24 protein-coding genes are annotated in these 24,712 nt (G+C 52.9%); 1 reads left to right on the forward strand and 23 read right to left on the reverse strand.

Features of this window, described 5'->3' with window-relative positions; genetic code table 11:
* Nucleotides 1-30: 30 nt before the first annotated feature.
* The 17 genes from dnaG to SNR34_RS22280 all read right to left on the reverse strand — a co-directional run bounded on the left by dnaG (nucleotide 31) and on the right by SNR34_RS22280 (nucleotide 17,218).
* Nucleotides 31-1,851, reverse strand: a complete 1,821-nt coding sequence (gene dnaG, locus SNR34_RS22200; protein ID WP_236416674.1) for a DNA primase — start codon at nucleotides 1,849-1,851, stop codon at nucleotides 31-33.
* 40 nt (nucleotides 1,852-1,891) lie between these two features.
* Nucleotides 1,892-2,398, reverse strand: a complete 507-nt coding sequence (locus tag SNR34_RS22205) for a YaiI/YqxD family protein (protein WP_486182502.1) — start codon at nucleotides 2,396-2,398, stop codon at nucleotides 1,892-1,894.
* Nucleotides 2,399-2,542: 144 nt separating this feature from the next.
* On the reverse strand, nucleotides 2,543-4,618 hold the full coding sequence (gene glyS, locus SNR34_RS22210; RefSeq protein WP_236416678.1) for a glycine--tRNA ligase subunit beta: 2,076 nt from the start codon (nucleotides 4,616-4,618) through the stop codon (nucleotides 2,543-2,545).
* Complete coding sequence (gene glyQ, locus SNR34_RS22215) at nucleotides 4,611-5,498, reverse strand: glycine--tRNA ligase subunit alpha (RefSeq protein ID WP_236416680.1); 888 nt, start codon at nucleotides 5,496-5,498, stop codon at nucleotides 4,611-4,613. Before glyQ ends, glyS begins: the two co-directional genes overlap by 8 nt.
* 354 nt (nucleotides 5,499-5,852) lie before the next feature.
* The gene (gene recO, locus SNR34_RS22220) at nucleotides 5,853-6,605 is read right to left on the reverse strand and encodes a DNA repair protein RecO (protein WP_486180182.1); all 753 of its coding nucleotides are present in this window, start codon (nucleotides 6,603-6,605) and stop codon (nucleotides 5,853-5,855) included.
* Nucleotides 6,606-6,638: 33 nt separating this feature from the next.
* Nucleotides 6,639-6,779 carry a YqzL family protein gene (locus SNR34_RS22225; protein ID WP_236416682.1) on the reverse strand — a complete coding sequence of 47 codons (141 nt, stop codon included), beginning with the start codon at nucleotides 6,777-6,779 and terminating at the stop codon, nucleotides 6,639-6,641.
* 101 nt (nucleotides 6,780-6,880) lie between these two features.
* Entirely contained in the window at nucleotides 6,881-7,783 is a 903-nt protein-coding gene (gene era / locus SNR34_RS22230) for a GTPase Era (RefSeq protein ID WP_236416683.1), read from the reverse strand.
* A 44-nt stretch (nucleotides 7,784-7,827) separates the two neighbouring features.
* On the reverse strand, nucleotides 7,828-8,244 hold the full coding sequence (locus tag SNR34_RS22235; protein ID WP_343261727.1) for a cytidine deaminase: 417 nt from the start codon (nucleotides 8,242-8,244) through the stop codon (nucleotides 7,828-7,830).
* A 22-nt stretch (nucleotides 8,245-8,266) separates the two neighbouring features.
* Nucleotides 8,267-8,638, reverse strand: a complete 372-nt coding sequence (locus tag SNR34_RS22240; RefSeq protein ID WP_486180183.1) for a diacylglycerol kinase family protein — start codon at nucleotides 8,636-8,638, stop codon at nucleotides 8,267-8,269.
* Entirely contained in the window at nucleotides 8,638-9,135 is a 498-nt protein-coding gene (gene ybeY / locus SNR34_RS22245) for an rRNA maturation RNase YbeY (protein WP_236416686.1), read from the reverse strand. The genes SNR34_RS22240 and ybeY overlap by 1 nt, the downstream gene beginning before the upstream one ends.
* A 36-nt stretch (nucleotides 9,136-9,171) precedes the next feature.
* Complete coding sequence (locus SNR34_RS22250; RefSeq protein WP_236416687.1) at nucleotides 9,172-11,424, reverse strand: HD family phosphohydrolase; 2,253 nt, start codon at nucleotides 11,422-11,424, stop codon at nucleotides 9,172-9,174.
* A gap of 16 nt (nucleotides 11,425-11,440) precedes the next feature.
* A complete protein-coding gene (locus SNR34_RS22255) occupies nucleotides 11,441-12,412 on the reverse strand; it encodes a PhoH family protein (RefSeq protein ID WP_236416688.1) in 972 nt (323 codons plus the stop codon).
* Between the two features lie 6 nt (nucleotides 12,413-12,418).
* A complete protein-coding gene (gene yqfD / locus SNR34_RS22260; protein ID WP_236416689.1) occupies nucleotides 12,419-13,612 on the reverse strand; it encodes a sporulation protein YqfD in 1,194 nt (397 codons plus the stop codon).
* Nucleotides 13,609-13,902, reverse strand: a complete 294-nt coding sequence (yqfC, locus tag SNR34_RS22265) for a sporulation protein YqfC (protein ID WP_236416690.1) — start codon at nucleotides 13,900-13,902, stop codon at nucleotides 13,609-13,611. Before yqfC ends, yqfD begins: the two co-directional genes overlap by 4 nt.
* Nucleotides 13,903-14,075: 173 nt before the next feature.
* Nucleotides 14,076-14,675, reverse strand: a complete 600-nt coding sequence (locus SNR34_RS22270; RefSeq protein WP_486180184.1) for a hypothetical protein — start codon at nucleotides 14,673-14,675, stop codon at nucleotides 14,076-14,078.
* Nucleotides 14,676-14,694: 19 nt separating this feature from the next.
* Complete coding sequence (gene floA, locus SNR34_RS22275; RefSeq protein WP_236416692.1) at nucleotides 14,695-15,699, reverse strand: flotillin-like protein FloA; 1,005 nt, start codon at nucleotides 15,697-15,699, stop codon at nucleotides 14,695-14,697.
* A 163-nt stretch (nucleotides 15,700-15,862) separates the two neighbouring features.
* Nucleotides 15,863-17,218: an NfeD family protein gene (locus tag SNR34_RS22280; protein ID WP_486182503.1), complete on the reverse strand. Its 1,356-nt coding sequence runs from the start codon at nucleotides 17,216-17,218 to the stop codon at nucleotides 15,863-15,865.
* Nucleotides 17,219-17,422: 204 nt separating this feature from the next.
* Between SNR34_RS22280 and SNR34_RS22285 the strand changes: the two genes are divergently transcribed.
* Nucleotides 17,423-17,872, forward strand: coding sequence for a helix-turn-helix domain-containing protein (locus SNR34_RS22285; RefSeq protein WP_486180185.1), 450 nt, complete (start codon nucleotides 17,423-17,425; stop codon nucleotides 17,870-17,872).
* A gap of 119 nt (nucleotides 17,873-17,991) precedes the next feature.
* Here the strand turns inward: SNR34_RS22285 and SNR34_RS22290 are convergent, their stop codons facing one another.
* The 6 genes from SNR34_RS22290 to SNR34_RS22315 all read right to left on the reverse strand — a co-directional run bounded on the left by SNR34_RS22290 (nucleotide 17,992) and on the right by SNR34_RS22315 (nucleotide 24,546).
* Nucleotides 17,992-18,435, reverse strand: coding sequence for a GatB/YqeY domain-containing protein (locus SNR34_RS22290; protein WP_236416694.1), 444 nt, complete (start codon nucleotides 18,433-18,435; stop codon nucleotides 17,992-17,994).
* Nucleotides 18,436-18,451: 16 nt separating this feature from the next.
* A complete protein-coding gene (rpsU, locus tag SNR34_RS22295) occupies nucleotides 18,452-18,625 on the reverse strand; it encodes a 30S ribosomal protein S21 (RefSeq protein ID WP_005547957.1) in 174 nt (57 codons plus the stop codon).
* A gap of 107 nt (nucleotides 18,626-18,732) precedes the next feature.
* A complete protein-coding gene (locus tag SNR34_RS22300; protein WP_236416695.1) occupies nucleotides 18,733-19,092 on the reverse strand; it encodes a histidine triad nucleotide-binding protein in 360 nt (119 codons plus the stop codon).
* Nucleotides 19,093-19,236: 144 nt separating this feature from the next.
* Complete coding sequence (locus SNR34_RS22305) at nucleotides 19,237-19,584, reverse strand: hypothetical protein (RefSeq protein WP_339278455.1); 348 nt, start codon at nucleotides 19,582-19,584, stop codon at nucleotides 19,237-19,239.
* A 364-nt stretch (nucleotides 19,585-19,948) separates the two neighbouring features.
* Nucleotides 19,949-23,365, reverse strand: a complete 3,417-nt coding sequence (locus tag SNR34_RS22310; protein ID WP_486180186.1) for an SbcC/MukB-like Walker B domain-containing protein — start codon at nucleotides 23,363-23,365, stop codon at nucleotides 19,949-19,951.
* The gene (locus tag SNR34_RS22315) at nucleotides 23,362-24,546 is read right to left on the reverse strand and encodes an exonuclease SbcCD subunit D (RefSeq protein WP_343261733.1); all 1,185 of its coding nucleotides are present in this window, start codon (nucleotides 24,544-24,546) and stop codon (nucleotides 23,362-23,364) included. The genes SNR34_RS22310 and SNR34_RS22315 overlap by 4 nt, the downstream gene beginning before the upstream one ends.
* Nucleotides 24,547-24,712 lie beyond the last annotated feature (166 nt).

The following is a 24,712-nucleotide window of genomic DNA, read 5'->3' on the forward strand; positions in this document are numbered from 1 at the left end:
CCTCCCTAGAAACATCCAACCTGCAGACGTTCACTGTCTCTCTAGGGCAATCATTTCAATTGCGATTTGTGCCGCGCGTACAGAATCACCCGCCCGCTCTGCAGCAATCATTTCTTCCTTCTTCAGGTCATACTGCTTCATCCGAGGATATTTCAATATTTCCCTGATGCAATCGTCCAGCACCTGAATGCTCCATTCGCCCGGTCCCTCCATCATGGAGATGGAGCTTACCGTTTTCTCCAGGCGGTCATCATGCAACGATGACATGAAACGGCTTGTATCCGGCGGTTTTCCTTGTGCATAATAGGCGTATAGATAAGCAGCGATCGCTGCATGATCCTCCAAATTAAAAGCTTCACCAAGATGCTCATTCACGTACTGGGCCGCTTCTTCATCCAAAAGCATCCAAGCAAGCAATTTCCGCTCAGCCACATGATAAGCGGGCAACAGGTTAGGTGTTGGCACATGCCTATTTTGTTGCCTACCATTATTCCACCTTTTCGGGTTATTATCCCCGAACTCCGGGTTATTTTTCATGGCTTCGCGCTGTTCGTTGCATTCCTGCTTGAGCGTTTCGAATGAAACGTCGACCTCGGCAGCCAGCTCACGAAGATATACCTCGCGCTCTGTCGGCGAAGGCAGTGGGGCAATGAGCTTCACCGCTTCCTTCGTATAGGCAATTTGCCCGCCGCCTTCTAGCAGTATATGGTTTTTTTTCAGGTTTATAAGCTTAAATTTTGTGGTTGTTACAGCACCTTCAACAATCTGGTTCCGGAACCGTTCGCCGCCATGCTTGCGAATGAACTCGTCCGGATCCAATCCTTCCGGAATTAGCGCGACCTTCACTCTCAGTCCGGCTTCTTCCAGGATCGGAAAGTTTTTCATTGCTGCAGCCTGTCCAGCCCGGTCGCCGTCATAACAGAGGATGACTTCATCGCACATGCCTTTAAGCATTAAGGCCTGATTTTCCGTCAGTGCCGTTCCCATTGCGGCTACGCCGTTCTGTATGTCTTGATCCCAAGCAGAGATCACGTCACCGTATCCCTCGAACAAGATGGCCTGTCTTTGTTTGCGAATCCCGTTTTTGGCTTGATGCAGATTATAGAGGACACGACCCTTGTGAAAAAGCCGGGTTTCCGGCGAATTCAAATATTTCGGCTGTCCCTCTCCCAAAATGCGGCCTGCAAAAGCAATGGGCTTCCCGTTTCTCCCATGAATCGGAAACATGACTCTATCGCGGAAGCGATCGACGTATCCTTCGCCCTCATTGCGCTCGGACAGAAGCCCGCCGCGTTCCATCTCCTTCAGGGAAAACTCGCGTTTCTCCAGAAACTGCACCAGCGTATCCCAACGATTCGGTGCATAACCAATCTGGAACTGGTCGATCAACTTGTCGTTAAAACCACGCGAACGCAAATACTCCATAGCCGCCTTGCCGTGCTCGGTATTTTTCAGTAAGAAATGATACAGCTTCGCAGTAAGCTCATATGCTTCCAGCAAACGTGCCGTTTCCGGATTGTAATGAGCAGATTCGCGCCCCTGCCAATCTCCCAGCGAAATATGACTTTCTTCCGCCATCGACTTGACGGCCTCGGGAAAAGATAATCCTTCGATTTCCATCCTGAATTTGATGGCATTTCCGCCCTTGCCGCAGCCGTAGCAATAGAAAATCTGTTTCTCGGGAGTGACTGTAAACGAAGGCGTCTTCTCGGAATGAAAAGGGCAGAGGCCTTTCATGTATTTCCCCTGCTTGGTCAGATGCACAAATCGGCTAACCGTGTCAACGATGTCGTGCTGCTGTAACACCGATTCAATGATGCTTTCGGGTATACCGCCTTGTCCGGTACTCATCTCAACCACCTTCATCTCTTTAACACGTAGATATAATTCGCTAAATTTGTACGTTCTCCTGCAAATCTTTTAAAAGTTTTGTCAGTTTATGTTGAAAAATTTCACGATCCTCCGCTGTGAAAGGCTTCGGCCCTTTGCCATAGCGGCCTTTCCTGCGTTCCTTCGCAGCGGTATGACGCGAATCCAGCATAAAGTCGATGTCACGATCCGTGAAGTTACGGCCGCGAAAAGATAAAACGTAACAACGTTTGCCTAGCGCGAGTGCAGCCAATCCGTAGTCCTGCGTAATAACCACATCATATGCCTTAACATGATTGGCAATGTACAGATCCGCACTCTGGCTGCTTCGATCTACCTGTACGATGCGCACGCCGTCTCCACCCTGCAGCTGATGATCGAATGAAGAGACCAACAGGACTGGAATATTGAAACGCCGTGCCGTATCGGCAATCTCGGCCTTGACCGGGCAAGCATCACCGTCCACAACGATGTGGCGCACATTCAACTCACTCAAATCAGACCACCCGACTTCATAAAATAACTGCATAATGTAATATACGACCCGAGCCAGGAAAAATCCTTCTGGCAAGATCATGGAAATGCAAGGACAAAATACGGAACGGTTGTTCAAATGATTCGACAACGCGTTCCGTATATTTATACCCTCATCTATCCTGCTTTAATACTCGAATTACCATACCAGCTTGGAGAAATCGGCAAATCCTTTCAGGTCGCGATCAATGGCCGCGAGCAGCGCAAGACGATTCGCCCGAACCGCTTCGTCTTCCGCCATAACCATGACGGAATCGAAAAATGCCGTAATGGCTTCTTTCCAGCCCGACGCAATGGCCAGCGCCTCGGCAGCTTCATGACGGGACAGAACTTGACGGTACTCGTCGGCAGTTCTGTTCCAGACCTCGTGCAGCTGACGCTCCCCGTCTTCCGTAAACAGTTCGGGATGAACGGCAACGGCAGAAGCTTTCGCAGCCAGATTGCCTACGCGGTTAAAGGATTCCACCGTCGTTTTGAAAGCATCCCCGGTTTGAACCGCAGCCATCAATGCTTCACCTTTCGGAACGATGGCGCCGATATCGTCAAAACCGGCGGCAATGACCGCATCGACGACGTCATAACGCACGGTGTCGGACAGAAGCTTTTTCACGCGCAAGCTGAAAAAGTCTTGTAAATCCTTACGAACTTCGTCCTCGGTGCGTTTCAAAAGATTCATCTGTGCATGAACGTCCAGCGCAATGCCGAAAACTTCGGACAGCGTCAAAGGCAGATTGTGATCGAGCAGGATTTGCACGATGCCGGCTGCTTGACGACGCAGTGCATAAGGGTCCTGCGAACCTGTTGGAATGATGTTGATCGAGAAACATCCCACGATGGTATCGATTTTGTCTGCAATGCTCACGATTGCACCGACAAGCGAGGCAGGGGATTGATCTCCTGCAAAGCGCGGCTGGTAATGTTCGAATACCGCTTTGGCAGCTGCTTCTTTTTCTCCAGCCTTGCGGGCATAATCCTCACCCATCACGCCTTGCAATTCAGGGAATTCGCCAACCATGAGCGTGACCAGGTCGAATTTGCAAATGTCGGCTGCGCGGCTTACGGACTCGGCATCGTCTGCAGGCACGTCCAGTTTCGACGCCAGGCTGTCGGCAATTTTACGAATGCGGCGTACCTTGTCTCCAACCGTTCCAAGCTCTTCTTGGAAGACGATGCTCTCAAGTTTGGACAATGCATCCTTGATCTGCAATTTCTGATCTTCCTCATAGAAGAATTTTGCGTCGGACAGGCGTGCGCGCAATACTTTCTCGTTCCCCTTTGCGATGACGTCTAGCGAATCGCTTCCTCCGTTGCGCACCGTCACGAAGTAAGGCAGCAGCTGCCCGTTCTCGTCCAGTACAGGGAAATAACGCTGATGTTCGCGCATCGACGTAATCAGCACGTCCTGCGGGATGTTCAAGAACGATTCGTCGAACGTACCGAACAGCACGGTCGGCGTCTCCACCAGGAACAATACTTCTTCAAGCAAATCCTCTTTGATCGGCACGTTCCAGCCTTTTTCGGCGGCAAGCGCCTGAATCTGGGAAACGATCATTTGCTCGCGTTCCTTAATATCCGCAACTACATGTTCGGAACGAAGAAGTTCCACGTAAGAGCCCGGATCGGTGACAACCGCTTCCTGCCCCAGAAAACGATGTCCGCGGGTAACATTGCCGGACTTGACGCCAGCAACTTCCAATTCGATAATCTCGTTGCCCAGCAAAGCAACAATCCAGCGGATCGGGCGAACGAATTTGAAATCGTACGAAGCCCAACGCATGAATTTCGGGAAAGTCATCGCATGCAGCACGGACAGCAGTCCTTCGCCGATAACCGAGGCGGTTTCAACCCCTTTGCTGCTTTTCGTTGCGTAGATGTATTCCACGCCCGCAAGCTCTTTGAACGTAAACTGTTCAGGATCGACGCCTTGACTGCGTGCAAACCCGAGCGCGGCCTTGCTCCAGTTTCCGTTTTCGTCCAGCGCAATTTTGCGGGAAGGCCCCTTTACTTCTTCCTCGACGTCCTCTTGTTTTTCGGCAACGTCACGAATAAGCACGGCAAGTCTGCGCGGAGTCGCATAAGCCTCTACTTGGCCAAACGCAATGCGGGATGCATCCAAAAACTTGACAACACGTTCCTGAAGCTGTTCAATGGCTCCACGCAAAAAACGCGCAGGTACCTCTTCCAACCCGATTTCGAACAGTAAATCCTTAGACATGCTCGGCTCCCCCTTTCTTGATCAGCGGGAAGCCCAGCTTCTCGCGCTCTTCCACGTATGTTGCGGCTACTTGGCGAGCCAGATTCCGAACGCGGGTAATGTATCCGGTACGCTCGGTTACGCTGATTGCGCCGCGTGCATCCAGCAGGTTAAAGGTGTGCGAACATTTCAGCACGTAATCGTATGCAGGGAATACCAAGTGTTGAGCCATTGCTTTGTTTGCCTCTTCCTCGTACATGTTGAAAAGGGTGAACAGCATCTTGACGTCAGATACCTCAAACGTATATTTGGAATGCTCGAACTCGGGTTGCTTGAAAACATCGCCATACGAAATGCCTTCGACCCATTCCAGTTCAAATACATTTTCTTTTTCCTGAATATAGGAAGCCAGACGTTCCATGCCGTACGTAATTTCTACCGCGACCGGATTGGTCTCGATGCCGCCGACTTGCTGGAAGTAGGTGAACTGGGTAATTTCCATGCCGTCCAGCCATACTTCCCATCCCAAACCCGCACAACCAAGAGACGGGTTCTCCCAGTTGTCTTCCACAAAACGAATGTCATGCTTCAGCGGATCGATGCCCAAACGCGCCAGGCTTTCGAGGTAAATTTCCTGGATATTATCCGGCGAAGGCTTGATAATGACCTGGAACTGATGATGCTGATACAAGCGGTTGGGATTATCGCCGTAACGACCGTCCGAAGGCCGGCGGGAGGGCTCCACATAGGCTACTTTCCACGGCTCAGGCCCAAGAGAACGCAAAAAGGTCATCGGGTTCATCGTACCTGCGCCTTTTTCCGTGTCGTATGGCTGCACAATAATGCAGTTGTGCTCGGCCCAGAATTGTTGCAGCGTTAGAATCATCTGCTGAAAATTCATGATCATGCTCCTTTTCGATGGTTTGATTACAAGCCCAGAACGGCAGCCAAAAAAACTCCCGCCCTACGCCTGATGTACAGACGTAGGGACGAGAGTTATTCCCGCGGTTCCACCCTACTTGGCCTGCGTAACGAAGGTTAAGCAAAGCCCACTTTTTCCGTGTCCATTCATGCTCCCGAGTGCCGTTTCGCAAACCGACTCAGCCAGGCTCTCACCATCCCCGGCTCGCTCAATGATTCGTCCTGAATGCTACTCTCTCGTTCTACGCATGACTCTAAAAAAGAGAAATTACATTGATAATATATAATTCCTATTAAAAAGTCAAGAACATATTTTTTTTCAAAAACGAGCAGTTCAAATCCCGTACTTTTCCATCTGGTCCAGAAAAGAACGGGATTTTAAATGAAGCCCTAACTGGTGATCCATGAAGGCTCGCATGATTCGTTTAAGTTCGGCCCGGGTGTCTTCGCTGACCGATATGCTGCCCAATCGTTGCAGATCCAGCTGAGCAAACAAACGAAGCAGCTTAAGCGCCCTCGGCCCCACACTCATCGCCGGCGGATCAAAATGCTTGCAGGCCCTGCAAAGCACTCCGCCCAGTCTTGGACTGACGAACAGCTGCTCCTGCGGACGCTCGCGTCCGCAGGAAATGCATTCGTCCAGAGCCGGGCCGTATCCTGCGGCCTGCAATATTTTCATCTCATACAGACCGGTGATGACCACCGGGTCTTTGTCTTCCTTCAATGCCTGAAGGCACGCCTTTAGTTGTTTGAACCAAAATGCACCTGTTTCCTCTTCCTGCAGCACCCGGTCCAAAAGCTCGCAAGCATAGGCAGCATAAGCAGCCTTGACCAGGTCTTCCCTCAGCTCATGGTTGGATTCAATGATCTCGCCTGCGTTCAGCGTTCCCAGACCTTTGTTGCGGAAGTATACATATTGGCCATACGTAAAAGGCTGTACCAGCGCAGCATGTCTACTCTTGGGCTTTTTGGCGCCCTTGACAAGCACCCCTACTTTTGTTCCGCTTTCGGTGCAAAGCGTAACAATTTTATTTCCCTCGCCGTAATCCATGCTGCGGATGACAATCCCTTCCACCCTGTATAGCATGCCTCGTCACCTAACCATTCCCGAAGATGCCAATCAACTCTCGGCTTCTTCATCTTCGATTCCTTCCCCTGAAGCTTCCGACTCCGGTTCCAATGCATTACACGCCTCGGTATATAGCAAATAAGATTCTACATCCCCCGTCATCGTAAACACCTTCCACGAAAAATCTCGCACTCGGAATTCATCCTCTCTTCGGAAATGACGTCTGCTTCTACCCGATAGGATGGAGTTTTCCAAGGGAAACTATGTGTTGCAATTAATGGATACTCGCCGGGTCAGGCATCACGATGGAAGCCCAGGTCGCGCAACACACGTTCCTGATTTCTCCAGTCTTTCTTGACTTTAACCCACAGATCCATATAAATTCTTGAGCCAAGCAAATTCTGTATATCCGTTCGGGCGCGCTTGCCTACTTCTTTAAGCATGGCGCCCTGTTTGCCGATGATGATGCCCTTCTGGGAATCCCGCTCCACAAAAATAACCGCCGAAATATACACCACGCCGTTATCCTGCACCTTCATATCCTCGATGGTTACGGCGATGGAATGCGGTACCTCTTCACGCGTCATTTGCAAAATTTTCTCCCGGATCAGCTCAGCGCACACAAATTGCTCGGGGTGGTCCGTGACCTGGTCTTCGGGATAATACTGCGGGCCTTCCGGCAGGTATTTGCCGATCTGCTCGAGCAAAGTCGAAACATTGTTGCCATGCATCGCTGATACGGGAACGATCTCCGCAAAATCATGCAGTTTGCGATATTCCTCAATCAGCGGAAGCAAGGCTTCCGGCTCTACTTTGTCGATTTTGTTCATGACCAAAATCACCGGAGTCCGCACGTTTTTGAGCTGCTCGGCAATATAACGGTCTCCGCCGCCCATACCTTCCGAAGCGTCGATCAGGAACAGCGCCGCCTCGACTTCGCCAAGCGTGTTCAAGGCCGTTTGGTTCATGAAATCGCCCAACTTGGATTGGCGTTTATGGATTCCCGGGGTATCCAAAAAAACGATTTGCTGTTCGGCAGAGGTGTATACGCCATGAATCTTGTTGCGCGTCGTCTGCGGCTTATCCGACATAATCGCGATTTTTTGCCCGATAATTTTGTTCATCAGCGTGGATTTGCCCACATTCGGACGGCCGACGATGGCAACAAAACCCGATTTGAATGCTTGTTTTTTCATATGTTCCTCCTCAGGCGCCTAGGCCTGGAATGTGTATTTTTGCATTACTGTTTGGTCGATTTTTCGAGATCAGCCGGTCCAAACGCCCATGGCAGCAATTCGGCCACGGTTGTTTCCTGAAGATCTCCTTTCAGATTGCCCAAAAAAACGGGCATGTCCGGCTCGCAAAGCTCGAACAATACCTGACGGCATACCCCGCAAGGCGCGATGGGACCTTCCGTATCGCCCACAACCGCAATCGCTTTGAAGCTGCGCGGCTTCTGCCCGCCCGCAATGGCGCTGAACAACGCGGTACGTTCAGCGCAGTTGCTCGGCGTATAAGCCGCATTCTCGATATTGCACCCATGATGAACGTTGCCCTCATGGTCCAACAATGCCGCACCAACCCCGAAATGGGAATAAGGAGTGTACGCTTTCGTACGTGCCTTGATCGCTTGCTGCATCAATCCCTGTTTATCCATCTCTAATCACTCCCTTTATTCCTCATGACAACCCCAGCCATCGCAGGACCGGCTTCGCAAAAACGATGCATCCCACGATGACGGCGAACACCGCAGCCAGCAAAACCGCACCGGCCGCGGTGTCTTTTGCCGCTTTGGCCAGCGGATGAATATTAGGCTCAGCCAGGTCCACCGCAGCCTCCACGGCCGTGTTCATCAACTCGGTGACCAGCACCAGAAAAATGGCGGTAAGCACAAACAGCCATTCCATTTTGGAAATGCCGAAAAAAACTCCGGCTGCACACATAAGGAAGGCTGCTCCTGTATGTACCCGAACATTGCGTTGGGTCCGCAGCCCGTATACGATTCCCTCCGCCGCATTGCGGAATACCAACCCCCAGGAGCGCCTTTTCATTATCGTGTCAGCCCGGCACGTGCCAGAACCGCTTCCTGTTTGCCCATCATTTCGGCTTCGCTTGCTTCATCCTGATGGTCATACCCCAGAAGATGCAGGAAACCGTGCACAAACAAAAAGCCCAGCTCACGCTCAAACGAGTGTCCATATTCTTCGCTTTGCGCAATCGTGCGCGGAACGGAAATAATGATATCGCCGAGCACCTCGGGCATTTCCTCCAGCTCTTCATCCTCATCCAGCTCATAGATGATATCGAGCTCTTCGTCAACGGATTCATTCATCGCAAAGGACAATACGTCCGTCGGACGGTCAATGCCGCGATAGTCGCGATTCAATTCATGAATTTGCGCATCGTCAACAAAAGTCAGGGCTACCTCGCCCTCCTCGATGCCTTCGGCTTCTCCGGCAAGCACGAGCAATCGCTCGAGCATTGCAATCATGGATTCCGAAATTTCTTTATCCTCTTGTTCATTATTCCATGCCAGGTTAAGGCTCATTCTTTCTAGCTCCTGTCTGCTCATAATAAAATCGGTTCAACCTGCTTCCGGTGAAACCGGCTTCGATTTTTTGATTTCCTCCGGATATTCGATCCGGGAATGGAAAATGCCCATCACCGTTTCCTGCAGCGTTTTGGCTATGATGTCCAGCTCGCGCATCGTCAAGTCACATTCGTTGAACTGATGATCGTCAAGCCGTCCCTTGATGATTTTTCCGATCATGGACTCCACCTGTTCGACCGTCGGTTTACGCAGGGAGCGAACTGCGGCCTCCACACTGTCGGCAATGCCGACAATCGCGGATTCCTTCGATTGCGCCTTCGGTCCCGGGTAACGGAAATCCTCCTCCGTAAAGTCCGGTTCCACGCCGGCTTCCTCTGCCTGGCGCAAGGCCTTGTGGTAGAAAAAGTGAAGGAATGTCGTCCCGTGATGCTGTTCCGCGATATCCCGGATCGGCTTCGGCAGCTTATAGTCCTTCTGCATCTCCACCCCATCCCTGGCATGTGCGACGATGATCGACTTGCTCAGCTTCGGATCGATGGAATCATGAGGGTTTTCCATATTGTTCTGGTTTTCGATAAAATAAATCGGACGCTTCGTTTTGCCTATGTCATGATAATACGAACCGACGCGACATAGCAATCCATTGGCGCCGATGGCTTCAGCCGCAGCCTCCGAAAGATTCCCGACCATGACGCTGTGATGGTATGTTCCGGGCGTTTCGGTCAGCAGCTTGCGCAGCAGCGGATGATTCGGATTGGACAGTTCCACCAGTTTCAGCGCGGACAAAATGCCAAAAGAGGTTTCGAAAAACGGCATTAGCCCCATGACTAGAATCGCAGTCAGCACACCGCCGGCAAACGCAAACCCGATGCCGTATAACGTTGTCGTCCGGCTCCATTCCCCCGAATCCATCAAAGCCACGGTAAAGACCGCAAGCGAACCGAACAGGCAGACCATGATCGCCCCTTTGATGATCGTGGAGCGCTGGCTGGCGCGGTGCGTGGCAAAAATGGCCACAAAGGATACCAGTACGGCAAAAAATCCGAATTCGAAATCGAACAGCTGACCCTGATGCGTATTCAGGATGATGCTGGACAAAATGCCGATAATGATCGAACAAACAAATGCAAGCGACGTATCCAGCAAAAGCGCAATCATCATCGCGCCGATCGCCACTGGTGCCAAATATCCGACGTAGGATTGCTCATTGGTCTGAATGATCGCCGTCACATGCATAACCACGATCGTAATAATGAATATTAAAACAAGCATCAACAATTGGGCATTATTGTACTTGAAATGTGTTCCGCTGCACTGCTGAATGTACATCAGCACCGCTGCCGATAACAGGCAGGACAACATGAACAGCCCCAGCTGCGGCCAGTAGTTCACTTCGTTCTTCAACAGATCATTTTCGTCCAGCAGCGAGTACAGCTCCGGCGTAATCATCTCGCCTTTGGAAACAAGCGTTTCCCCTTGCTTGATGAACACCGTTGGCGTATTTTCCCGTGCCTGCACTTTGGCTTCCTTGGTTCCTTCCTCGTCATAGAAACGGTTGGCCGTTAATACAAGCCGGGCAAGCTCCTGAACCACTTCGCGTTGCGTGCGTTTGCCAAGCGAACTGACGCTGACCATTTCAGCCACCTTTGCACGAGCAATGGTCGCATCGCTGATCTGGTCCGTCATCAGCCTGGAAACGATATCCCGGGCAACCGGCTTCATCTCCTGAATGTCATCCGAGGTCAGGCGGGAAATCTTGATGTAGGTTTCCTCCGGAATACGGTAACTTTGCTCCTGCACCACATTTCGCACTTCCTCAAGCAGTGTTTCCGAGTATGTACCCGCTTTTCGGTTGTTGTTGATGAAATTGGAAACAAAATCTTTTTGCCGCTGCGGAATTTCGTCCCGATAAATATCGATTTTGTCCTGGCTGGAAATCTGATCATCCTGGTTCAAACGGTCAATCCGGTCAAGCAGCGTTGTCATCAAATTTTCATTACGCATTTGCACAATCTGATATATCGGTTGAACCCGCTCAGCCGCTTCTTCCTGGGCTTTCAGCGTAGCCTTGTTATTCGGAATTTGCATCGGAGCAGCGATATTCACCTCGCTCCGCGTGCCTTCCTGAATATCGTAACGCTCGGGAAGCACCCGCGGCGCAAGACTGACATAAAAGACCAGCACCAGAAACAAAAACAGAAGATAGCGTGCCCACACGCTATACTTCCATCCTGTTGTTCTATTCTTTTGAAAAGATTTGCCTTTTGACGTTTCCTTCGAAGTCACGATAGACAATCCCTTTCTACACTTGATTTTCCGCGGCTTCGTTGTATGCGACGATGATTTTCTGCACAAGGGAGTGACGTACGACATCCTGTTCGGCAAAATAAACGAACCCGATCTCCTCTACATCGCCGAGGATCGTTTTGGCATCCACGAGCCCGGATTTTTTGCCCCGCGGCAGATCAATTTGCGTAACATCCCCGGTAATGACCATTTTTGAACCAAAACCGAGACGCGTCAAAAACATTTTCATCTGCTCGGGCGTGGTGTTCTGCGCTTCATCCAAAATGATAAATGAATCGTCCAGCGTCCGGCCGCGCATGTAGGCGAGCGGGGCGATTTCGATCAGCCCGCGTTCCAGCGCTTTGGCAACCTGTTCCTGGCCCATCACGTCATACAGCGCATCATAGAGAGGACGCAAGTACGGATCGACCTTTTCCTGAAGATCGCCTGGCAGGAAGCCGAGACTTTCGCCCGCTTCAACCGCAGGACGCGTAAGCACGATTCGTTTGACGCTGCCTTCCTTGAGAGCCGCAACCGCCAACACGACGGCCAAATACGTCTTGCCCGTTCCAGCAGGCCCGATGCCGAATACGACATCGCGTTTCTTGATTGTGGTTACATAGTGCTTTTGCCCGATGGTTTTGACTCGGATCGGCTTTCCGCGGTATGTCGTTGTAATCTCGCCTTTAAACAGATCCAGAAGCTGGTCGGCGCGCAAATCTTTCGCCAGCTCGATGGCATACAGGACATCCCTTTCGGTCAACGCATATCCGTTGCGGACCAACTGCAACAGCACGTCAAATAATTGTTCTAGTGATTCCACGTTCCGGATACCGCCATGAATCACGATTTCCGCTTCGCGGGATGCAATCTGGGCCGGAATTTCATTCTCAATCAGTTTCAGAAAAATATCCTGGGGGCCAAAAAGAGCCTGGCCCTCTCCCGCGCTCTGCAGGGAGATTCGTATGCTGCGTGTTTGCTCTGACAAATAGCCTCATTCTCCTTGACTAGGGACTAACGGAAGTTCTTCCGCAATGCTTTCTTCCACTTCAAATAGTACTTTCATATAAACTTTACCATTCTCTTCACGCTCATGCAAAATTTTTTCACTCAAAATTTTCGTGCCTTTGCCATTTTTCGCGATAATGTCGTTTCTGGCCCCTTCCAGTCCTTTGGCCCTGGCCCATTCTTCCGTATGCTGCTCCTGTCGATCCTGCGTCTCCAAGTCGGTTTCGGTCAACCACCCGAACGGAAGGGTCAGAGAACGCCAGGTGAGCGGTTTATGGTCGCTCTTTGTGTCATACGAACGAAACGGGGTGTCCCCATACCCCCACAGCTGCACGGCCCAATTGCCCAGCACGACGTAAAAACGTTCCTTGCTCTCCCCGGTCATCGTGTGATGCTTTTGCACAAGAGGCACCTCGATTTCGTACTCGCGCCATACAAGGCCCTTGACCTCTCCTTTTGCGACAACAGTCCGTGTATTTTCTTCATCGCCCAATATGCCCGAAATCAGAACCTGTCCCTTTTTTACGCGCATGTCTTTCTGAACGACGGGTCGCCCTTGTTCAGCGTATATGTTCGTAATTACGGCGTCCGTTTTGCTGACCAGATGCCGAGGATTCAACAAAGGTTCCGGCTTGGGCTGAGCGGATTCCACGATCTGGATCGTAACGGTCGTTCCTTCCTTGCTGACACCAACCCAAGTCACGTCAGGCAATGCAAGCGCCAGCTGTTTGGAGAGCTTGTCCTGGCTCTGTAACCGGAACCCCCATTGAAAAGGATACAGCCCTTCTTTTTTGGCTGCAGCAAGCACAACGTCGGAAGGTATTTTGACATTTCCCTTTACTTCCACGCTCCAGACCATGGAAGACAACGCAAACAGTGCCACGATGAAAAACAACATTCCGCCGAGAAAAAACTTTCTCTTCCACAGTCTATCCAAAAAAAAGGGAAAACCGTTGCGCTTCGTTACCCGCATACGACAGCCTGTCCGTTTAAGCAAGGGACGCAACCTGAAAAAATGCGGCAGCAACACGTTCATTTCTGCCGTGTGTGCGTCCCGGGCGCGCAAGTCCCAAATCTCCACCCCTTGCTCCGTCAACAGGTTGATCAACGCTTCGATCTTCTCCCCAGTAACCGTAATGCGGACGTTTCCGCGCAGTTTGTACAGACTGGGCTGCTTCATCCTTTTCCCTCCACTCCATTCATGTGAATATCCAAAATGATGCCTTCTACCGCCACTTCATCAGGCATAATATTGCGAATCATCAGATCTGTCCCCTTGATTTCCAGTTGACCTTGCGACAAGGCAAGCACGATTCGCTCAGGGGTAAACTGGATGACTCCACGATGATTTTCAATATACAATTGCTTGCTGCCGATCAGGGTTAACCGTGGCATATCATAAAGCACATCCTGCGGCAGATCCAGCACTTCGCTGGTCCATCTCCGCAGCTTGCGGCTGATCCGGGTCATTCGAAGGTCTGCCCCCTTCCTATACATTTCAACTTATGCGATGAGGGAAACAAATATGAGAACTATGCGCAAGGAGGGCCGAGCAAAACAAAAAGAACCGTTTTCCGGCGAACAATCGCCAAAAAACGGTTCTTCATTTGTATTATTTCGTCATAAGATAGCCTACTTAAAAACTAAAGCTTTCCGCGGGTCCCGAAGGGTTGCTTAGAGCGCGGCGGACCCAATACTTCCGCCCACAATACGCCACTGCGAATATCCTCCCGGCGCAGCACGGACCGCCCTGCTTCGGCGTCGGAGCCTTGCTCATCCGGAAGCGGGCTAACGGCAGCTGTATTCGCGGAGGAAATCCGATCCATCCGCTCTTGAATAAGACGCTGCTGACGTTCTACTTCCAGCATCTGCTCCTGCAGTGACGCTCCCTTACCCTCCGAAAGATGGCCTCCAAAATCATCGGCACGGTTATTGGTGGCAGCAGGCTGATCGTGCTGCTCTCCACGGTGGTCATCGTACCACTCATCCTCATATCGCTCATCTTTATCGCGTTCGTCCTCATCATTCGCGCCTCTCGATGAATGAGGTCCCGCAGCCTGCTGAGGAGAATTCTGCCGATTCCAATCCGGTTCTCCCCCACCTCCAAAGGTGGGCATCCCGGTATGGGTACCTTTCTTTTTGGGGTCGCCAGCCTTGGCTGCTTTTCCGATGAAGGAAAACAATGCAAAGCCAATGACTGCTACAATGTACAAATTATCGAATACCCAATCCAATAGGCTCACATGCACTCACCGCCTATCCTCAGTTTTTCGAGCCATCCTGATTGCCGGAGCCGGAATTGTCGCCAGGTTTGCCCAAACTGGTTCTCATTTGGGTATCTGCCTCGATGTTTTTCAGGTTCATGTAATCCATCACGCCGATTTTGCCGCTGCGGAGCGCTTCGGACATCGCCAGTGGAACTTGGGACTCGGATTCCACCACTCGCGCTCTCATTTCCACGACGCGGGCCTTCATCTCTTGTTCTTGGGCAACCGCCATGGCGCGGCGTTCTTCCGCTTTAGCCTGTGCGATGCGTTTATCCGCCTCGGCTTGCTCGGTTTGCAGGAATGCACCGATGTTTTTACCTACATCCACGTCAGCGATATCGATGGACAGAATTTCGAAGGCTGTTCCTGCATCGAGCCCTTTAGCCAGGACTGTACGGGAGATCAGATCCGGATTCTCCAAGACGTCTTTGTGGGAATTGGAAGAACCGTTCGTACTGACGATCCCCTCGCCGACACGGGCAATAATGGTTTCTTCACCGGCACCACCGACCAAACGGTCAATGTTGGCACGTACAGTTACACGAGCTCTAACTTTAACTTCGATACCGTCTTTGGCAACCGCAGAAACGATTGGTGTTTCGATGACGCGCGGGTTAACACTCATCTGTACGGCTTGCAGCACGTCGCGTCCAGCCAGGTCGATCGCTGCAGCCCGTTCGAATTCCAGCGGGATGTTCGCACGTTGTGCAGCAATCAGGGCGTTGACAACGCGGTCTACGTTACCGCCTGCCAGGAAGTGGCTTTCCAGTTGGTTAATCGTCAGTCCAAGACCCGCTTTCGTTGCTTTGATCAACGGGTTCACGATTCGACTAGGCGTAACTCGTCTCAGTCTCATTGCCACCAGAGTAATAATGCCGATCCGTACGCCGGACGCGAGTGCCGAGATCCAGAGCATGACCGGGAAGAAGCTGAAGAACACGCTCAACACGATAATGGCTATTACCGCAATGAACAACACAGAGATCAAACCAGGTTCCATAATGTTAGTTCCTCCATTTTTTCTTAGTTTTATGAACAAAAATCATAACACACCTTGTGAATCTATGCTGCGTTTTACCGAAAAACACCCTTAAAATGGTGCATTCGTTAGCCATACGGCTATGTACCGTGCCAAAGCTCATGACTTTGGCACGCATTTTGAATTAAACGGGAAGAGCTTGTTGTACAACAATTCGCGTTCCTTCGGCCTTAACCACAATGATCGGTGTATCCACAGGGATGAAGCCTCCGTCGGTCACCACATCCACACGTTCACCGTTAAAGAGCGCCGTTCCGGCCGGCCGAAGCGGAGTCAGGCTGATTCCTTGCATGCCAAGCAATTCCTTGCGCTCCGTTGCAGAAGAATAGCCTTTGTCTGCAGTCATTCTGTCACTCAGAATAAATCGTTTCCAGACACCTCTGTCCTTGAACACAATAACCACGATGGCAATCACCACGAGCGCTGCCGCAAAAGCAATGCCGAGCGATACAAAGGCGTCGCTGGTGTCATATGCAGCCCGTACAACGCCTGCAACCAACGCAATCGAGCCGAGAATACCCAGTATGCCAAAGCTCGGAATAAACATTTCCAGAATCATCATAATCAGCCCTACGGTAAACAGAATCCATGTCTCCGCTCCGGCAAACCCGGCAATGTAATTGCCGGAAAAATAGAGGACAAAGCTGACGATGCCCACAATGCCAGGCACGCCGAATCCAGGTACAATCATCTCAATGACCACGCCTGCAATACCCAGGAACAAAAGCACGGTCATGACGACCGGATTCGTCAGAAACGTAGAAATGTTCTCCGCGGTTGTCCGCTCCATCGTAAACACGTCATTGTTCCCGTAACCGAGCCATGCTGCAGCTTCCTCAGGAGTACTGCTGATATGGTCGGCATAACCCACCTTCAGCGCTTCCTCGGCGGACAAAGCAATGATTTCCCCTTTTTGCTTTGTTTTGTTGATTTCCGGCATTTCCACAACGACGTTTACGTCAGCCATGCCGGCAGCAATGTCCGGGTTGCGGCCGCTTTTTTCGGCGGCCCCTTGCATTTTGCTTTTCCAGAAAGCAACCAGCTTAGGATCGTCCACATGTTTACCGGAGCTGTCCACCATCGCCGCCGCGCCAATCATGCTTCCTGGCGACATCACGATCTTATCTGCATTCAACGCCAGAAAACTTCCCGCAGATGCCGCGTCTCCACGCACAAAAGCCACGGTCTGCACAGGGCTTTCCTTGATGAGCGTTCCCAGCGCTTCCGCAGTATCCACTCGCCCTCCGGGCGTATTGATATCTAGTACGATCAGTCCGGCCCCCATGGCCTCCGCTTCCTTGAATCCACGCTCCATGAATTTGCCAAGCCCCTGCTCAATCGGTTTGTCAACCGGAATGATGTACACGGACCCGGTCTTGTTCTCAGCCGCGTAAGCAGAAGACCCGCCCATGAAGACAGGAAGCGTCAGCATTAATAACATGATAAGCATCAGCGGCACCGCAAGCCACATTCGACGCATTCCTTTCACAAATAATCCCCCCTTTTCCAATATCGTTATACAGTCCAGCTTATGGTATTTATTACGTAGAATGCAACATTACGTTTCATAAAAGACAAAATTAATTTATGCCATTAAAGATGTATTTCCAAACAAAGCAGCTCACCACATGGAATTTCCGCAATATACGAGAACCAGGGCCGTCCCCCACCGAAAGGAACGATCATGAGCTTCGCCGAAGTGACGGGCATTAGCAAAACGATGCTGGGTCAGATCGAACGTTGCGAATCCCACCTCTCCATTGCAACGGTGTGGAAAATCGCCAACGGCTTAAAGCTGTCCATCACGGCCTTGATCAGCGAGCCCGTACAAGATGCATCGGTCATTCCATTGGATTCGGTTCGCATGTGGACGGAAGATGAGGGGCGGATTCGGATATATCCCCACTTCTCCATTGAAGATGGAAGACCATTTGAGACATACATGATGGAAATGGATCAATACGGAGTGCTTCGGGCGGCCCCCCATAATAAAGGTACGGAGGAGTTCATTTGGGCTTTGAAGGAGAGCTTATCGTTCAGGTGCATGATCAGGAATATGTCGTCCCCGCAGGCGCGGCTATCCGGCTCAAGGCAGACAAACCACATGTCTACCAGCATGCCGGATATGCAATGACTCGTTTAAGTATGGTCATTCATTATTCACACTGAAACGGAATATCAAAAAATGATAACCGAGTCCAGAGAAAGAAAAAACACCTCCTGAGCATTCAGGAGGTGTTTACCGTTTTTGCTTTATTGCAGAAATTGTTGGACTGCTTGATTAACCAGTTTGCCATCCGCTTTGCCTTTGACTTTCGGCATCAGGGCGGCCATGACTTTCCCCATCTCGGCTTTCGAAGAAGCACCGGTTTCCTGGATGGTCTGCTGTACAATAACTTTAATTTCTTCTTCGGTAAGCTGTGCAGGAAGGTACTGACTAATTACATCAATTTCCGCTTTTGCATTAGCCGCGAGTTCATCGCGACCGGCTTTGTCAAATTCTTGGAGGGCATCTTTGCGCTGTTTGATTTCACGACTCAGGATATCAAGCACTTCGTTGTCATCCAAAGTTCTTTTCAAATCTATTTCAAGATTCTTGATCGTCGAACGAATCAACCGAATGGTGGAGAGTCTGAATTTATCCTTACTCTTCATCGCTTGCTTCATATCTTCGTTCAATCGTTCGCTAAGATTCATGGTAGTTCAAATCCTCCTAAAACTTTCTCTTACGAGCAGCCTCGGACTTTTTCTTGCGCTTCACGCTTGGCTTCTCATAATGTTTACGCTTCTTCACCTCGGCCAGGACGCCATCTTTTGCGATGGAACGTTTAAAGCGACGAAGTGCAGCATCAATAGTCTCGTTTTTGCGAACTTTAGTTTCAGACACCAGTTTTCCCTCCCTCCGACCAGACCGTCCAAGAGCAACAACACGGTTCATCACCTTTCATTATAGGCGAAAGACAATCAAGGTGTCAACCTAAAAGGAATTGTCGATTATTTGTGTGAATCGGATAGACTTGTCAGGGCGCCGATGCGGGTCCCTCCAAGCAGGTGATAGTGCAAATGGTTCACTGACTGTTCCCCATCCTTGCCGCAGTTGTTGATCAAACGATATCCGGAATCTTTAACGCCCAAACGCTCGGCAGCCTCCTGCACCGCCAGGTGCATCTCTCCGATCAACGGCAGATCCTCCGGCGTTACCTCGTTCATGGAAGCAATATGCTTCTTGGGAATGATCAACACATGGGTAGGCGCCGCAGGCTGGATATCATGAAATACGATCACGTGTTCATTCTCCAATACTTTGTTGGAGGGAATGCTGCCCTCGACGATTTTGCAAAACAAGCAATCCATAGTGGATACCCTCCTTTAATTGATATGTTATGTATATCCTTCTTTATCATACCGGAACTGAAATCTCACGTCCAATTTGAAAAAAAACAAGCCTCCCATCTCCCAGGATCTTGAACTCAAGGGGTTGGGAGGCTGTTCACCGCCTCAATAATAAGGCAGCAGCGACAAGGCCACGAGCCCGAACAACGGCAGCACAAGTCTGTTGAAACGTCTGCGTCCATAACCATAATAAGGATAAGGATATGGATATGGCTGCGGATATCCATATCCCGGATAAAACCCACGCATTGGCGTGATCGGCATGTTGGATGAAGGCATCACGCTTGGTGCCTGATTCGCATAAGGTACAGCAGCCTCAGGACCAACGGGGACTGCCAGATAAACCATGTCGTCATCCACGTGTTCCACGATCCCATCAAAAAGATTCCCGTCCTCCATCTGGATGCATACATACCGATGCAAATGATCCATGCATAATTTCTTTGCTTCCATTTTTTCCACGTTGCTGCGCCTCCTCAATTAACCTCTGTTCCTGATCCCATCGTATTCAGTTCTGGGCGAATTGACACTATGGGGCACGAAACCCCTACATTTTTTTGGGCGGCAGCGCCAGAGCAGACGTTCAATCGCGGACAAACCCCAACATCAAATGGATAAAAAAAGAAGCACCCCATGAGCATCTTCCCAGTGGGAGACACTTCCGCAGACGTCTATTCAGGAACATTCCTGATCAAACGTCTGCCAGGGTACTTGTAAATAAGAATTGTCGGCTTGACTGTAGTATAACAGCAGGCTGAACCTGTATCTGTGAGAAAGCTCACGTTCATCGGCAGCCTGCTTTCCTCGTAATCCGGGGTTATAGCGTTTCCAGCATAACTCTGGAACCGCCACCCGCCTCGTTCGCCGGGACGACGATCAATTTGCGGGCAAGACGAGCCCGCAGTTCCGGCACATGGCTGATCACGCCGACGGCCAATCTGTCGTCATGCAGTTTTTCCAGGGAAGTGATCACCGTATCGAGCAGATCGGGATCGAGCGTGCCAAAGCCTTCGTCCAGGAAAAAGAATTGCAGCGGATATTGCCCCCGCAGCTGAATCTGCGCCGACAACGCCAGCGCCAGAGACAAGGAGGTCAGGAAGGTTTCTCCGCCAGACAGGGTGGATACCGGCCGTTTGACACCGCCGTTGGCATCGTCGCAGATGACAAAGCCGCCACCGGAATCAACCTCCAGGGAGTAACGCTGCTTGGTCAGGAAACGCAAGCGCTGCGAGGCTGCCTGGCTCACCTGCATTAACTGCTCTTCCGCAATGTATTCCACGAAGGCATTGCCCCGGAACGCCGCTTGCAGCTTGCTCAGCAGCTCTCCCTCTTCGCTGACCTCAAGCCGTTTGTTTTCCAGCTCGGTCCAGCGTACATGCCGCTGCTGCACATCCTCCAAATCCCGCTCTGCTCTGGCTTTCGCTGCAAGTGCAGCTTCATCCTCCGCCCGTCTGGTTTGAAGGAGAGTCATGCAATGCTGCCACTGTTCCTCGGTTACTTCCGCACCGTTCAACTTCTGCTCCAGCTCGCGCAGCAGGGATGCCAGCTCGCGTTCCCGTTCGCGGTGAAGACGGATTTTTTCCGTCAGCCGCAGAACCTCGGTTTCTTCCACCTTGGCGAGTTCCACTTCATGATCGGTTTCAAACGGGGAATGCGCCAGCGATTGCCGCCAATGCTCCATGGCCTGCTCCAGCTGCTGGGCCGCGGACTCGGCAGCTTGACGAGCCAAGGCGTCGTTTTTGACAGACTCTTGCTTCAAGGCATCCGCTTCCTTATAACGCCGGGAAGCCTCTTCGGCAGCCTGTCGCAGCTCGCTTAGCCGCGCCTGGGCCGCCGCGATCAGTTCCTCGACGCGCTGCTCACCGACCCATTTGCGCAAACGTTCTTCTTTCTCGGCGAGCTGTTTGGTGTTGCCTTGCCATTCCGTCCGCCACTGGATCAACCGTTTGTCCAGCTCGACCAGCTGCTGATGGAGCGTCTGGATCAGCCGCTCCTTCTCTTCAAGGAACGTGACGCTTTTGCTAAGTCGTTCCTTGATGTCTTCGGAGCGTGCATCGCGCTCCTGCATCGCCTGCACCATGGCTTCAGCCTGCTCCGGGGCGATGCCCGGCAGTTCCGAGGCCCAGCGGGCTTGCAGCGCAGCCGCAGCGGCCTCGCTTTCGGCCAGCCGGCGCTCCGCCTGCGAGAGCGCGGCACGGCCGGCCTCTTGCGCAGCAGCGGCCTCCGCGCGCCGCTGCTGCGCCTCTGCCGCCGCCTGCGCAAGCGCGGCGGCTTCGCCCTGCAGCGGCGCTGCGGCGTCAGCCAGCGCCTGCGCGGCCTGGCGCAGCGCGGCGGCACGCGCCGCGAGCTCCGCCGGAGAGCCTGCGTGCGCGGGCTCCCCGGCGGGCTCTTGCGCCGCTGCCGCAGGCGCGGCTTCGGCGGCGGCTGGGCCGGCCGCCGCGCCGAGCTGCGTCAGCAGGCTGCGACGCTCGTGCAGCTGCTGGCGCAGCCCAAAGCGCAGCTCCTGCAGCTCCGCCTGCAGGCTGCGCAGCAGTTCGAGGTCCGCATCGCCTGCGTGCGGACCTTCTTCCGGCGGCGGCGCCGGGAGCGGGTGGTGCGCGGACCCGCACACCGGGCAAGGCTCGCCGTCGCGCAGCTCTGCCCGCAGGGCAGCGGAAAGGCGGTGCAGCTCCTGCTCACGCAACGCGCCCTGCAATTGTTCCTCCGCCCGGGCCAGCAAGCGCTGCTCAAGGTCGATATCCTGCTCGCAGGCGGCCAAGGCTTCTACGTTTGCAATGGTTTGTGCAACCAGCAGCTCTTTTTGCCTAGCCTGGCGTTCTTCCTGCAAGCTCACCGTTTTCTGCTTGGCATCCGCTTGCTCCAAGGCAAGCTTGCCCGCATCCGCCTCGGCTTGATGGCTACGACGCTGTTCGTTGATCGCCTCCAGGCGATGGCGCAGCTCCAGCGCAATCTGCAGCTGCCTGCGTTCGTCAGCTTTCACCTCGCTGACCTTCAAGTCCTCCTGCAGCTCTTCCCGCCGCTTGCGCCCGCGCTGCTGCAGTTCCCGTTCCTTGTCCAACTGCTGGGAAAGGGCAGATTGTTCCGCTTCCCCTTGCTCCAAAAGCCGGGACAAGCGCTGCGTGTCGCTTTGCAAGCCGTCCCGCTCTTTTTGCAGTTCTTTGGCCTGTTCCAATTGTTCCAGACGCAATACGAGCCGCGGTTCTTCCTCAGCCAGTAGGGCACGGGTCTGATCCGCACGGCTCGCCGCCTGCGCGGACAACTGCTCATGCATCGCCGCCTGTTTGCTCGCCGTCTCGGCCGCCTGCTGCCGCAGCTTGCTTGCGCTGTCGGCATCCCGCATCGCCTGCAATGCAGGCAGGATGGCCTCTGCTGCAGTCGCCAGTTTCAGCCGTTGTTCCTCCGCCTCGATCAACGGTTCCTGTGCCTTCAAGTTTTGCTGCTCTGCCTGACGTGCCTGGCGTTCAAGGCCAAGTTCACGCACTTTGCCAAGCCGCTCCGCGGCCTGCATCGATTCTTCCAACGCTTTGCGGGAAGCCTCCGCTTGCTTCGTCGCGGCCTGAACGGCTTGCCCGGCTTCCTCCAACGTCTCGCGGCTTGCATTCCCCAGCCCCTGCTGCTCAGCGGCAATGGCTCGATGCTGCACGTCGTTGTCCTTCACTCTGCGGCTAAGCTTGATGGCAAGCTGATCCCCGTATTTCTCCAGATGGAACAGCCGCTGCAGCATTTGGCGCCGCTCGCTGCCTTTCAGGGACAGAAATTCGGCGAATTTGCCCTGCGGCAGCACGACGGCGCGAGTGAAATCATCCATCTTCAGCCCGATGACATCCTCTACGCAACGATTTACGTCGGACACCTTGTCGGCAATCACGTCCGGCTCGGCATCTTCGAGCACTTCTATAAAACGGCTCTTCGTATTGCTCACGGTGACTTCGCCCGTCCGTTTAAACGTACGGTCCACGCGGAACCTGCGCGGTCCGTGGGCCGCAGCCAGCTCGAACTCGAACGAAACCGACAACGAATCTTCCGCATGGTTCATAATGCCCTGGGTGCCGCCTACGGCGCGTTCCACCTTGCCGTACATGGCCAGAGTAATCGCATCCAGCAAGGAGGACTTGCCGCTTCCGGTCGGTCCGAATATGCCGAACAGTCCCGTCTCCGTCAGCACCGTGAAATCGATCTCCTGCGGCTCTCGGTAGCTCTGCAGACCCGCCACTTTCAACCAAATCGGTTTCATCTTGCTTCGACCTCCTCACGAACGCCGGGCTCGTCCTCGTCCACGAGCTCCAAAAACAGCTGGACCAGCCGGTCCTCAGGCTGCGCCCCTCCGGTCTGCCGCTGGTAAAACTTGCGGAACAGCTCATGCACAGGCAATTCCGCGCGCTGCTCCAGCAAGCCCGCCGCCTCCATCTCCGGATATACCGGACGAATGTGAATGATGCCGTCATGCGCCCGCCGCAGCGTCTGGATCTCTTTGAGCGACATCGCGTCGTCCAGCCATACTTCCAGATCCACGAAAGCCTGCGCATCCCTGCCCTCGTCCAGCCAGCGCTGAATTTCGGCCAACCCGCCGCGCGCTTTCCAGCGCACCAGCGGCCGTCCGCAGGACAGCAGCACTTCTTCAACTTGAGCAGGTTGTCCTGGTACGACGTCCACCATAGTGACCGACTTGCTCTGTCCCGCCTCCGAAAAGCTATATGCAAGCGGTGATCCGCTATAACGAATGATCCCGTCACCTTTCACTGCCTGGGCCCGGTGAAGATGGCCCAGCGCTGTATATTGCGCGCCAACAGCCAATGCGGACGGGTCTACGGTGTATGCACCCCCCACCTGAATCGGACGCTCCGAATCTGTCTCCACGCCGCCGAGCACGTAAATATGGCTCATCGCCAGATTGACCGTATCCGGGCGGAAAGAAGCTGCAAGCCGCTGCATCAGCATGCCGACGCGGCGGCTGTATGCCTGGCGAAGCACGCGTTCATCGCTATCCGCGCTGAGCAATTCATTCAGTCGTGATTCGGAAGGATAAGGCAGCGCCGCAATATGCGCCGTCTCTCCGGTCCGCTTGGCATGGATGGTTACCGTCTCGGCGGTCGGCGTTCCGATCAACGTAATCCCATGCCTGTTCACCAGCGGCGTGACCGACGATACCCGCTCAGGCTGATCGTGATTGCCTGCAATGACGACCAGCGGCCTGCCCTTTTCCGTCAGTCTGGCCGCAGCCTCATAGAACAGCTGTTCCGCAGCCGCCGGCGGATTGACGGAGTCGTACACGTCCCCTGCCATCAGCACCGCATCGGCCTGTTGTTCGTCGGCCAACCTGACGAGCTCGTCCACAAAATCCTCCTGCTCCCGAAGTCGGCTCCGACCCTCCAGCGTTTTTCCGAAATGCCAATCTCCCGTGTGCAACATACGCATCGCCCGTTCATCCCCTCTCCATGGAAACCCTCGCGGCCGCGAGGAGAAAAATGCTCCGTACAAACCTGCTTTCCCCCGTACGCTTACCCTCGTCCCGTCCACCCGGGTTTCCTTTGTGTTTCTGCATTCATCTATTGCTGAGCCCTCGTGATCAAGGCACTCATAC

It is taken from the genome of Paenibacillus sp. XP01 (assembly GCF_057364885.1).

Bases quoted from the DNA above. Each gene is read 5' to 3' on its own strand.
- glyQ (WP_236416680.1), bottom strand. From the start codon at position 5,498: ATGAATTTTCAGCAGATGATTCTAACGCTGCAACAATTCTGGGCCGAG.
- floA (WP_236416692.1), bottom strand. From the start codon at position 15,699: ATGGAACCTGGTTTGATCTCTGTGTTGTTCATTGCGGTAATAGCCATT.
- SNR34_RS22240 (WP_486180183.1), bottom strand. From the start codon at position 8,638: ATGAAAAGGCGCTCCTGGGGGTTGGTATTCCGCAATGCGGCGGAGGGA.
- SNR34_RS22305 (WP_339278455.1), bottom strand. From the start codon at position 19,584: ATGGAAGCAAAGAAATTATGCATGGATCATTTGCATCGGTATGTATGC.
- SNR34_RS22310 (WP_486180186.1), bottom strand. From the start codon at position 23,365: ATGAAACCGATTTGGTTGAAAGTGGCGGGTCTGCAGAGCTACCGAGAG.
- SNR34_RS22280 (WP_486182503.1), bottom strand. From the start codon at position 17,218: ATGCGTCGAATGTGGCTTGCGGTGCCGCTGATGCTTATCATGTTATTA.
- ybeY (WP_236416686.1), bottom strand. From the start codon at position 9,135: ATGAGCCTTAACCTGGCATGGAATAATGAACAAGAGGATAAAGAAATT.
- SNR34_RS22290 (WP_236416694.1), bottom strand. From the start codon at position 18,435: ATGAATCTTAGCGAACGATTGAACGAAGATATGAAGCAAGCGATGAAG.
- SNR34_RS22300 (WP_236416695.1), bottom strand. From the start codon at position 19,092: ATGGATTGCTTGTTTTGCAAAATCGTCGAGGGCAGCATTCCCTCCAAC.
- glyS (WP_236416678.1), bottom strand. From the start codon at position 4,618: ATGTCTAAGGATTTACTGTTCGAAATCGGGTTGGAAGAGGTACCTGCG.
- SNR34_RS22235 (WP_343261727.1), bottom strand. From the start codon at position 8,244: ATGGATAAACAGGGATTGATGCAGCAAGCGATCAAGGCACGTACGAAA.
- yqfD (WP_236416689.1), bottom strand. From the start codon at position 13,612: ATGAAGCAGCCCAGTCTGTACAAACTGCGCGGAAACGTCCGCATTACG.
- SNR34_RS22205 (WP_486182502.1), bottom strand. From the start codon at position 2,398: ATGCAGTTATTTTATGAAGTCGGGTGGTCTGATTTGAGTGAGTTGAAT.
- SNR34_RS22315 (WP_343261733.1), bottom strand. From the start codon at position 24,546: ATGCGTATGTTGCACACGGGAGATTGGCATTTCGGAAAAACGCTGGAG.
- era (WP_236416683.1), bottom strand. From the start codon at position 7,783: ATGAAAAAACAAGCATTCAAATCGGGTTTTGTTGCCATCGTCGGCCGT.
- yqfC (WP_236416690.1), bottom strand. From the start codon at position 13,902: ATGACCCGGATCAGCCGCAAGCTGCGGAGATGGACCAGCGAAGTGCTG.
- dnaG (WP_236416674.1), bottom strand. From the start codon at position 1,851: ATGAGTACCGGACAAGGCGGTATACCCGAAAGCATCATTGAATCGGTG.
- SNR34_RS22285 (WP_486180185.1), top strand. From the start codon at position 17,423: ATGAGCTTCGCCGAAGTGACGGGCATTAGCAAAACGATGCTGGGTCAG.
- recO (WP_486180182.1), bottom strand. From the start codon at position 6,605: ATGCTATACAGGGTGGAAGGGATTGTCATCCGCAGCATGGATTACGGC.